Below are 9889 nucleotides of genomic sequence, written 5' to 3'. Positions count from 1 at the left end.
CAGGGGATCAGCTTGTCCATCCGCTCCAGAAAGAGTTCGCGGCGGGTCTTTCGCTTCTTGTTCTGGTACTCGGCTTCTGAGAAGGTGATTTGATCCATGGCAGCACTGAATCCTATGCAGTTGACGATAGCCGTATTATCACTGATGGCAGTGACTTTTTCAGAGCTTCCCTATCGAATATTTTGAGGGCTGTTTCTTGGCTAAATAAACCTGAGGTCACTGTAGGCCAAAGGGCAACGTCTTCATGCCGAATAAAACGCTCCACCCGAATAGTAGCCCGCGGCGCTCCTAACGCACTGATCACCGCGTAACGATGCTGGCCACCATGTACCATCCAGCGCCAGCGCCCATCTGAGTGGGTCAAAACGCACGCCCGGATATCTCCATCAGTGCCGTCATGGCGACAGATCCCCTGACGGCGAATCGATTCCAGTACCCGAGCCAAACGCTCAACCTCAACTTCAAGCTTATCTTCGCTGACGGGCCCACAGAACTTCCAACCCGCACTAATGTCCAGGCGTTTGCCTAATATTCGGGTATTTTCACGCAATTCAGTTCGCTGGCGTTTGACGCTTTTTTCTACTGCATTGTGGGCATCCCATGGCGAATAAGCCTGCCACGGTGGTGCATCGACTAGTTCACCCGCTTGACCAAAAGAAACTCCCAGAAATTCGGCTGCATTGGCTGGCTGCCAGTCAGCATAGAAAACACGCAGGGCGTCACGGAGCAAGTCGCGCTCCCTGCCAGGATTATCAAATGCTTCCTGCATCACATCATTTAGGAAGCGCCGATGACCACTGAGATTGAACAAGCCAAACCCCCACTCCATAGGCGCCTCAAGGAGCAGCTCTCTACCAGGATAAAGATAATTTAACTCAAGTGGATTACTCAGATGCCTACGGGCATCCACTGGCCGAACATGTTTCATCGACTGAATGTGTAATCCCGCACTCTCGGCCTTTCGGAGCATCCACACTTTGATAGACAATGAGTCGATCAGCATTTTAGCTTTCCTTGGTGGCGGGATTAAGCGCTTGGTTAAGAACTGGATCGAGTCGGTTCATAGACGTTAAGAATGGGTTCGTAGTTAAGCGTTGGCCCTGTGGCTCGAGGGGCGAAGCTTGACGCGCTGCCCATACTAAGTCCGCTATGTCGCCTAAGGGGTGATAATCTAATGGGGCCAACTGTAAAAGTTGACGGATACGCAAATGGTCGGTCTCGATAAAAGCCTGTTCCAATTCTTTTAAAAAGGTTTCAAGCCTTGGCCATTCCCAGAAGCGCTCTTTTGAGGTCATTATCCGATCGTGACGAGTCCGCCTGACGTCATCGCCAATTAACAGCTCTTCGTATAACTTTTCCCCTGGGCGCAAACCGGAATAAACAATCTCAATATCACCTTCAGGGTGTTCGGCATCTCTCACTTCAAGCCCTGAAAGCCTAACCATATTCATTGCCAAATCCAGAATACGGACCGGTTCACCCATGTCGAGAACAAATACCTCACCACCTTCGCCCATGGCGCCAGCCTGGATAACCAGCTGAGCGGCTTCGGGAATTGTCATGAAATAACGGGTGATTTCCGGGTGGGTAACTTTGATAGGGCCGCCCTGCTCAATCTGTTTGCGAAACAACGGTACAACAGAGCCACTTGATCCCAACACATTTCCAAAACGCACCATGCAAAAACGTGTATTTGACTGCGCATGAGCGAAAGCTTGGCAAATAAGTTCCGTCAATCGCTTGGAAGCACCCATCGCATTGGTGGGGCGAACTGCCTTATCGGTGGAAATTACCACGAAGGTTTCGACACCGGCTGTGATTGCCGCCTGAGCCAGGTTTAAGGTGCCAAAGACGTTGTTACTGACCCCCTGGACAAGATTAAACTCAACCATCGGCACATGCTTGTAAGCGGCTGCATGGTAGACGGTATGCACCTGAAAGCTTTCAAATACTGCTTTGAGGCTACCCGCATGCTGAACCGAAATAAGCAGTGGTTTTAATTCACAACGTGAATGGGTAGTTTCTATTACCTGCCTTAACTCCTGCTCAATGGCGTATAGGGCAAATTCGCAGTTGTCGACCAGTAACAGGCGTATGGGATTCTGAGCAAGGATCTGGCGGCATAGCTCACTACCAATTGACCCTCCAGCGCCGGTGACCATAACCGCCTTATCGCGAATATTGGCCTGCAGCAACTCAGGGAAGGCGGGTACAGCCTCTCTCCCCAATAAGTCCTCTAGCGCCACGTCATGAAGCTCGCTAATTTTTGCTCTCCCGGCAATCACATCAGCGCTACCAGGAATTGTTTTTAGAGGAACCGACAGGCCCGAAAGCCAGTGTAATATCTCACGGCGTCGCCAACGCGGAGCGCTAGGAATTGCCAGCAGCACCATGGCAGCCTGATGCTCTTGCACCAAGGCGGCTAACGCAACCGGTTGGTGTACCCTCAGCCCTTCGACCATGGCACCTTCTAGCCCACGCCAGTCATCTACGAAAGCCACCGGCTCATACTCACCACCATGGCGAAGCGCATCGACCAATTCGCAGCCAGCGGCTCCTGCCCCGTAGATCACTACTGGCTTGCGTTGACGACGCTGGCTATAGCGATACAGTTCACGGATAAAAAAACGCAGGCTACCAATACCTAATAATAGGAGGAGCGTATAAATGACGATGACGGATAGCCCGACAGAGTGTTCAACCATATAACTGACTGGCACCACTAACAGCGCTGACGTCACGACGACCATAGCGACGGTCGGCACAGTGACATGGCTCATATAACGAATCACTATTCGATATAGCCCGAGCCAATGGAAAAGCAACAAACTTGTTGGCACTAACAGGCCAATCGTCATCCACAGGGAGCCATCTCTTAGTGGCTGCAAATTTTCCACGTGAATCACCGTTGCCAGCTGTAAACTACCCGCTACAATCACACCATCCAGCAAGACAAGGACTCTGCGTTTTATCCAGCGGGGTGTCACCGACAACGATTTCATTAAGCTATCCATGATTCCCCCGTTATTATTCTTTGCTGGCGTTACGTGCGAGTTATCTGGCCACATGAGTGGCAATGGTGTTATTTCAGTGCACGTCAGGCATCAGCCGATGATGCGAAGCGGCTAATGCCCCTTGTCGGTAAAGGTGCCAACACAACACTAGCACCAACCAAAATAGCGTCGCGCGAAGGCCATTATGGGTAGTCGAATAGATCAACGGTCCGGCCACACCCGCCCAGACATACAGCGGCGCTCGTCGTAGCGCGATAACGATCGTCAATAGGAAAAGCCCTAGGCCTGGCAGCCCGTAGGCAAATAACATGTTGACGAAAGAGGAGTGAATTTCAAGCCCATCGTAGGGAGCAAAACGCTGACGTTCAGCCTCCCCCGCACCTAAAATGGCGTATTCAGGGAAGTTCGTTAGTCGGTCAAATTTGCGTTCTTCGTAGACGCTATCTATTTTACTTGGCGCCCTATCCATGCGCGCCTCTATGTTACGCAACACTTGTCCATCCGAGCTGATATTGGCGAACAAAACACCCAACAGTAGCAACGGAAGTAACAGTAGCAAACGCGCAAAATGCTTAATTTGACGAGCATTCGCCAAGGCCCAGCCGATCAGGACTAAGACACCTCCTCCCATTGCTGCTAGCGATGACGCAGCGAGAACCCCCAACACGCCGGAAGCTAGACCAGCCAATCCCAAGAGTCTCATCCGCGGATGAAAATCATCAAGCATCAATAACACCACCACGCCGCATAATGAGAAATAAGCGAGCTGGTTAGGGTTATTGAAACTTCCCGTTGTGCGGTTAACTCCCATGGCTAACTGCAATAACACCTGACTACCTGCGATCAGCAGCGCGATTGCTACGCCATTACGGATAATCCCTGTGGCACGTTCGCCATATACGCTAAGAAAACGTAATAACGCCATGCCCACGAGAAAATTAAACAGGAAAAACAGAACGGGTCTAAAAAAGCTGGTCGTTCCTAAGACCAGCGTCCAGCTAAGGCAAACCATCAACACCCACAGCACCATCATTCCCCAACATATGGCAAAAGGGGAAACTTTCAGATGTTTGTCGCCCAGGGACATCACCAACATCACGCCGACGAAACCTATCAAGACAACATCAGTCAACTGCGGTCCACCACTAGGGAACAAATAAAGGCTACTTAATGAAAGACCCAAAAATAGTAGTAGTGCGCCGATTAAGTTCATGGCGGTACCCTTTTGTCTATCTTGGAAGAGACGCCTGGCTAGAGATTCGCCATCATCTGGAAAGTATGGTTACGGCTGGCCAAGTCGTCATAAGTGCCAGCATCAATTACCTGCCCATTCTCAAGCATATAAATGATGTCGCACCCCTTAACGGTCGCTAGACGATGGGCAATCATGATGACGGTCATCTGGCCGGAAAATCGCTGGATGTCTTCCATTACACGGCGCTCGGTAATGCCATCCAGCGCACTCGTCGCCTCGTCAAACACCAGCACTCTAGCTTGCTGATATAGGGCACGCGCGATTCCCAGGCGTTGGCGCTGCCCGCCAGATATCTGAACACCGCGCTCGCCTATGCGTGTTTCAAGCCCATCCGGGAATCTATCAAGCAGATCATCCAGTTGCGCCATACGCAGCGATTCCTTAACTCTCTCAACATCAATATCCTTGCGCTCGATAGCAAAGGCGACGTTTTCGAGAATGCTGGCATCGGACAAAAATATCTGCTGAGGCACAAACCCCACCCCCGCCTGCCATTGGCGTAAATTCCCATGCGTTAGGGGAACACCATCAATCAGTACTTGACCTTGCTGGGGCTCAATCAAGCCGAGTAATAAATCCACCGCAGTGCTCTTGCCACTACCAGAGGTTCCCACTAGCCCCACCATCTGGTTGACGGGGATCGTTAGCGTGAGCCGATCAAGCGCCAAGGCCCGCGTTCCTGGATAGTCGAAGACCACATCCTGGATTTTTATCTCTCGCTGAGGCACCCAGGGCGTTATCGGAGCGGCTGACTGAGTTTCACTAATGGCGATATCGCCGTTTTTCGTCTCATCACGACTAGCGATCAAGTCATCACGAATGGCGTTATAAGCGGCTAAGTTGCCGCGAATTTTTGTAAGTGAGGTGTATATCTTTTGAAAACCAGGCAGCATTTTAAAGCCTGCCAACGCATAGATAGAGAGTGCTGGCAAAATTGCCCCAAGATTACCCTCATATAGGTTAAGCAGATAAAGCACCAACACAATAACCGAACCAAAAGCTACCAGTTCAATGGCATAACGTGGGGCTTCACTTAGCCCCTGCGTCACTCCTTCACCACGCGCGATAGAATTGCAGGCATCATCAAAGCGTGTGGTAAAACTTGCCTGACGATGTAGTAAAAGCAGATCTTTAATACCCCCGAATCCTTCACTCATCAATTTAAAACGCTTGGATTGTGCTTTAGAAATTCGTCTTCCGTTAATAATTAAAAAACGCCGAACCGTTTGGTAAAGCAGCAAATAAGTCCCAAAAAAGACCACCACACCAATTATCGCCACCAAAGGGTTGTAGAGAAAAATGGCTAAGGTCATCAGTGAAAGCATGATCAACTTAGCATTAAGCTCCATAACAGGATTGATGATCTTGAGAGACACACGCTGGACTTCCGCAGAAACCTTAGTGGTCAGAGCACTAGTATTCTGGTTGGAATGAAACAACCAAGGCTGGTGCAGGTAATAGCGGTAGAGGCGACTTGACAGCTCTGCCCCCACACGGGCGCTGTAAAGCGCCAGCCGCCACGACGTATAGATAGACAGCAGGGCCGCCATCAACAGAACGCCGAGCACCATGGCACCCAATAAACTTAAGAAAGCCTTGGGACTTTGCATACCGGTAACGCTATATGCCATAGCAAGCCAACCATCACCCTGGAGCTTACTCATATCACCCACGACCGCCATAAACGGCCCAATAGCGATAACACCTGCAATTTGTGCTAGCGCCATACCGATAATCAGCACCTGGAGCCTCAATAGTTGGCGCCGCTGTTGCTGCGTCAATAACGAGTAGAGTTCGCGCAATTGCTTCAGCATCTTGGATCACCGGTAAGCATAGAGGTAACTGCCATAGTAGCCATGACGGCTATTGGTCGTTTTCTTAACGCCGTTTAGGATGGCACCTTTAATATTCACACCAGCGCTCTCCAGGCGGCGCTTAGCAGCCTTAATTTCTCCAGGAGGGTGACTGTCGAAGCGGACTACCATCAAACTGGTTCCCGCCAGCTTACCCACTACCGTTGCATCGGTTACCGCCAGTATCGGTGGTGTATCGATAATCACTAAGTCATAGCACTGGCTCATGGCTTCCAGGAACTCGTGGAAGCTTTGCTGCATTAACAACTCCGATGGATTAGGCGGCACACTGCCCCGGGCAACATAATCCAATCCTTCTAAGTCGCTATGGCGAACAGCTTCTTCTGCATCAATTCGCCGCGCTAGCAACTCTGAAAGGCCTTTAACGCCCTTGCTGTGAAACGCATGATGCAGATGTCCACGACGCATATCGGCATCAATCAGTAGCACTCTTTGCCCCGCCTGAGCGCACACAGCGGCTAAATTAGCGGCGACAAAGCTCTTGCCAACCCCTGGGCTCGCACCGGTAATCATCAAGCGGTTATTGTCCGATTCGAGCATCGCAAAATAGAGGCTAGTTCGCAGACCACGCAACGCTTCCACCGCAATTTCGGCGGGTTTTTTAATCGCCAGCAAGCCTCGAAAAACTTCCTGAACCTTTTTAGAATGGCGCGGGCGAATTCGCTCGGTAAGCCCTGTTTGCCCGCCAGAATCTGGCAGCGTTGCATAGACTGGCAACCCCAGCTCTTCCAGTTGCTCGGGTGACTTAATCGCGCGACTCAATAACAACCGCACCACCACCAGCATCGTGGCTAACAATGCGCCTATCAGTGCACTGACAGCCGTTATCAATGGAATGCGCGGTGCGATAGTGCCCGGATTTAGAATAGCGGCATCAAGGATGCGTACGTTACCCACCGTACCGGCTTTAACCAAACGCATCTCTTGAAGTTGATTGAGCAGTTGAACATACACTTGCTGATTGACCTGACTGTCCCGAGTCAGGCGAAGCACTTCTTGTTGGGTTTCAGGCAATTCATTGACCTGGGCATTGAGACGGTCACGCTCCTCTACGAGTTGAGAGCGCTGCCTTAACAAGGTTTGATAGTTGGGATGCGAGGGGCGGTACCGCTCAGCTAAGTCGGCCTCCCTCATAGCCAACTCGCTGAGTTGATTTTCTACATCTACCACACGGGTGAGAAGATTTTGCGTCTCGAATGTTAAGTCGACTGAGTCACGCTGCGCCCGATAGTCATTGAGCATGCCCTCCGCATTAGATAGCTGATCCCTAACTTGGGGAATTTGCTCGCCAAGAAAGGCGATTTGTTTCTCTGCTTCTTCTGAATGACGCTGCACATTCTGAGTTAGAAAAACCCCTGTTAAGGTGTCAAGTGTCGGCTGGATCTTACTGCGGTCCGCACCACTAAGCATAAGTTCATAGACACCTGATTCAATTCCTCTCGGCATAACTTCAAAACGACTCTCAAGGTCTTTTATCGCATTAAGAGACGACATACGCGTCACGCTGAATTCAGCACCAGGATGGGCAACTGCTTGGCTAATAAAAAGACGATAACCTACCCCCTCATCTTGAACAGTTTCCCCAACGTTACCGCTAAGCACTCGCTCATCTTCTAGCCATAACTCAAAGTTACCCTCTTCCTTTATGCGCAGTAGGTGCTCGCTTCCCACATGTTCATCAGGCACAGAAAAGCGTGAGACACGCACAGACTCGTTGGCCCACACATAAGGATTTTGCCAGCGACTCTCTTCTCCCATTCCTAACCATTCGCGCATGAAGGCAGGGGTTAGGCTTTCGATTAAATCCTGACTAACCCCATGATTGACAAGAAAGTCTCCAATGACTGGCAATCGACGCGGTTCAACCTTAATCGCCAGGTCTTGCCGTTCAGCTGTTTCTCCCAACACCATACGTGATCGCAATATTTCGAGTTCTGCGGCGGTAGGATTACCTGGCTGTTGCTCACCCAATGACTCCATAAACGCCAAGTTCGCCCCTCGACTCTCTATCTGAACCAACGCGTCAGCCTGATAGATACGTGACTGAGAACTGGCATAAAAATATCCTGCCAGGAGAAAAAGCCCCGTTATCGTTACGATAAACCAGCGATGGTCAGATAGTGTGTCGACCAGCTTGCGCAGATTAAGGTCATCACTCTCCTGGGGGCCAGCTGATGATGAAGGTGGATGAGGAAAGTAGTTCATGGTCATGCCTCGCTATTCAGAAATGCTATTCAAAATAGCCACTTAAAGCTCGCTGGCATCATTGGCTACCGTTACAACATTGCCCGGCAGACTAACTGATGGCAGCAGCAGAGAAATGACCGAGTTCCAACGAGCCAGTGGTGCTGATGTCACGTACACCACATCCTGAGGCTGGAGAGGAAAGCGAGTTCCAAGCAATAGCCGTGTAGCATCCCTGATATCTAACTGATAAACAGTGGCGAACTTTTCACTACCTGGCGAGTTACCTCGTACTACAAAAATTCCTGAAGGCTCAGCCCGGCTCTCATTCACACCACCAGCCCTGCCTAATGCATCCGTTAAGGTGATCCGTTCATTGCCAATAGCGATTGTACCGGGACGTACTACCTGCCCCATCACCACTACGTTCTGGTTCTCCATAGTAGGGACATGCAGCAAGTCACCATCACGCAGCAAACGATTCTGCGTCATATCCCCCTGACGCATCATTGCATAAAGTGAGATGCGCTCTTCGCTACCATTACGGCTCAACGTTACGTTTCGCCAGTCGGCATTTTCCCGTGCCCCGCCTACTGCGCTGATGGCATCCAGGATTGTCATCGGTACGATGGTCAGTGGTAATGTGCCAGGGTTTTCGACAGCACCACTGATATAGACTTTCTGGGAGTTAAACGCCGCGATGCCAACTTCCACTTGCGGCTCATTGATCACATTGGCTAGACGCCGAGTAATAAGGTTACGCACTTCATCAAGCGTCATTCCCTCAACCCTTACACGCCCCACGTATGGATAAAACATGGTGCCATTGGGCCGTATCCGATTACCGGTTTCTGCTGCGGAGCGCTCAGAACCTGCGGGAATAGTCAGTTCCGGATGGTCATAGACAATCACACTTAAAATATCGCCAGGCCCCACCCGGTACTCATACCCCGGCACCACTGGATTCAATGCGGGCGATGGAACCCGAGAAGAAACATCTCTTTCAAACATCGCATTCACTAAATCTGGGGTGATCTGCTCCACGTCCACTCGCCCATCTAGTGATTGCTCAAGATTGTCCTGATCAATATGGCCACCAGGAGCCATAGCGCAGCCACTGAGGGCTCCCAGCAGCACGATCAAGACGAGATAATGGGCTAGTCGAATTGGGCTTCTTCTAGATTCCACTCTTTCTACTTCATTGAAATTATTCATGGTTGCTCCCTTTGCTTTTGTCTAGCCACGCTACCGCCCGGGGATTTTGGTCAGACATTTCCCAGAGCCTTATTGAACACAGCCCAGGCGACGTCAATTCGCTATCGCCATGAGACAGAGCTACCTACTTGGTAATTATTTTTAATGTTACATAAGAATACAAAAATAATAACTTTATTTACATAACTATCGAAGGGTGAAATAACTACTACTTTTTCGAGCAGGAAGGCGTACATCTGTGGTAGTAAAAACAGCAAAATTTCTAGGTTGCCGGGGCAGACAGAAAAGGAGAACTGGCATTATTTAAAATAATTATCGTTAAAAATCAATATATTAAAAAAATGCAT

6 protein-coding genes are annotated in these 9889 nt (G+C 50.2%); all 6 read right to left on the bottom strand.

Annotated elements, in window-relative coordinates; genetic code table 11:
- Nucleotides 1-112: 112 nt before the first annotated feature.
- Complete coding sequence (locus INT21_RS11095) at nucleotides 113-1003, bottom strand: hypothetical protein (protein ID WP_193085204.1); 891 nt, start codon at nucleotides 1001-1003, stop codon at nucleotides 113-115.
- A 1-nt stretch (nucleotide 1004) separates the two neighbouring features.
- Nucleotides 1005-3014 (bottom strand): nucleoside-diphosphate sugar epimerase/dehydratase, encoded by a 2010-nt coding sequence (locus tag INT21_RS11090; RefSeq protein WP_193085203.1) that lies wholly within the window; start codon nucleotides 3012-3014, stop codon nucleotides 1005-1007.
- 73 nt (nucleotides 3015-3087) lie between these two features.
- On the bottom strand, nucleotides 3088-4227 hold the full coding sequence (locus INT21_RS11085; protein ID WP_193085202.1) for a hypothetical protein: 1140 nt from the start codon (nucleotides 4225-4227) through the stop codon (nucleotides 3088-3090).
- 38 nt (nucleotides 4228-4265) lie between these two features.
- The gene (locus INT21_RS11080; protein WP_193085201.1) at nucleotides 4266-6083 is read right to left on the bottom strand and encodes an ABC transporter ATP-binding protein; all 1818 of its coding nucleotides are present in this window, start codon (nucleotides 6081-6083) and stop codon (nucleotides 4266-4268) included.
- Between the two features lie 6 nt (nucleotides 6084-6089).
- The gene (locus INT21_RS11075) at nucleotides 6090-8348 is read right to left on the bottom strand and encodes a polysaccharide biosynthesis tyrosine autokinase (RefSeq protein WP_193085200.1); all 2259 of its coding nucleotides are present in this window, start codon (nucleotides 8346-8348) and stop codon (nucleotides 6090-6092) included.
- 42 nt (nucleotides 8349-8390) lie between these two features.
- Nucleotides 8391-9542: a polysaccharide export protein gene (locus INT21_RS11070; protein ID WP_089038504.1), complete on the bottom strand. Its 1152-nt coding sequence runs from the start codon at nucleotides 9540-9542 to the stop codon at nucleotides 8391-8393.
- Nucleotides 9543-9889: the final 347 nt, after the last annotated feature.

The sequence above is a fragment of the Halomonas sp. 3F2F genome (assembly GCF_014897805.1).
Classification (GTDB): domain Bacteria; phylum Pseudomonadota; class Gammaproteobacteria; order Pseudomonadales; family Halomonadaceae; genus Vreelandella.
Note: the sequence above shows the minus strand (reverse complement) of the source record. Positions and strands in the feature narration are given on the sequence as shown.

What these genes read in the sequence shown, in the direction of transcription:
- INT21_RS11095 (WP_193085204.1), bottom strand. Translation starts at nt 1,003, where the DNA reads ATGCTGATCGACTCATTGTCTATCAAAGTGTGGATGCTCCGAAAGGCC.
- INT21_RS11080 (WP_193085201.1), bottom strand. Translation starts at nt 6,083, where the DNA reads ATGCTGAAGCAATTGCGCGAACTCTACTCGTTATTGACGCAGCAACAG.
- INT21_RS11090 (WP_193085203.1), bottom strand. Translation starts at nt 3,014, where the DNA reads ATGGATAGCTTAATGAAATCGTTGTCGGTGACACCCCGCTGGATAAAA.
- INT21_RS11070 (WP_089038504.1), bottom strand. Translation starts at nt 9,542, where the DNA reads ATGAATAATTTCAATGAAGTAGAAAGAGTGGAATCTAGAAGAAGCCCA.
- INT21_RS11085 (WP_193085202.1), bottom strand. Translation starts at nt 4,227, where the DNA reads ATGAACTTAATCGGCGCACTACTACTATTTTTGGGTCTTTCATTAAGT.
- INT21_RS11075 (WP_193085200.1), bottom strand. Translation starts at nt 8,348, where the DNA reads ATGAACTACTTTCCTCATCCACCTTCATCATCAGCTGGCCCCCAGGAG.